The sequence below is a fragment of the Dietzia sp. SLG310A2-38A2 genome, assembly GCF_014145095.1.
GTDB lineage: Bacteria > Actinomycetota > Actinomycetes > Mycobacteriales > Mycobacteriaceae > Dietzia.
Genome location: NZ_JAALDX010000356.1, coordinates 1 through 1,078, shown reverse-complemented (window position 1 = coordinate 1,078; position 1,078 = coordinate 1). Strand labels below are relative to the sequence as shown.

Sequence of the window (1,078 nt, the reverse complement as noted above, 5' to 3'; positions counted from 1 at the left end):
TGAGCCACAGGCCCCAGGCGGAGTGGACATCGTCGGGTACCGGCCCGGCGGGGCTCTCGGGACGACCGTCGGCGCGCTCGGAGGGGTCGTCGGTCCGCTCCGGTGGGCGCCACGGGCCGGTGCCGGTCACCGGGAGCCCCACCCGTCGGCGAGGAGGCGTGCAGCGTGAAGCGCCCAGTAGGTCAGGACGATGTCCGCGCCGGCGCGGCGGATGGAGGTCAACGACTCCATCACCGCCGGGTCGTGGTCGATCCACCCGCGCTCGGCGGCGGCGGAGATCATCGCGTACTCCCCGGAGACCTGGTAGGCGGCCACGGGCACGTCCGAGATCTCGGCGGTCTGGCGCAGCACGTCGAGGTAGCTCATCGCCGGCTTGACCATGACCATGTCGGCGCCTTCATCGAGGTCCAACCGCACCTCGCGCAGCGACTCGCGCAGGTTGGCGGGGTCCTGCTGGTAGGTGCGCCGGTCGCCACGCAGCGAGGACCCGACGGCCTCGCGGAACGGCCCGTAGAACGCGCTGGCGTACTTGGCGCTGTACGCCAGCACGGCCACGTCCTGGTAACCCTCGCGGTCCAGCGCCTCGCGGATGGCGGCTATCTGGCCGTCCATCATCCCGCTCGGCCCCACCACGTGGGCGCCGGCGGCGGCCTGGGCCACGGCGAGGTCGTTGTAGGCGGCCAGGGTGGCGTCGTTGTCGACGACCTGCTCGCCCCGCGGGTCCGTGCCGAGGACACCGCAGTGGCCGTGGTCGGTGAACTCGTCCAGGCAGGTGTCGGCCATCACCACGAGGTCGTCGCCCACCTCCTCGCGGACGGCGGTCAGTGCCCGGTTGAGGATGCCGTCGGCCGCGGCGCCGCAACTGCCCGAGGCGTCCTTGTGCTCATCGAGCGGGACCCCGAACAGCATGATTCCGCCGAGTCCCGCCTCGGCGGCGGCGGCGGCCTCACGGCGCAGGGAGTCGACGGTGTGCTGCACGACCCCGGGCAGGGAGGAGATGGCGTGCGGCGCATCGAGACCGTCGGCCACGAACGCCGGCAGGACCAGCTGCCGGGGTGCGAGCGTGGTCTCGGCGACG

Annotated in this window: 1 protein-coding gene; it reads right to left on the bottom strand. The window is 73.0% G+C overall.

The annotated features are described in order from the left end of the window. Positions 1–126 precede the first annotated feature (126 nt). Positions 127–1,078 (bottom strand): porphobilinogen synthase (hemB, locus tag G6027_RS12685; protein ID WP_182637495.1); only part of this gene is annotated, 952 nt, incomplete at its 5' end.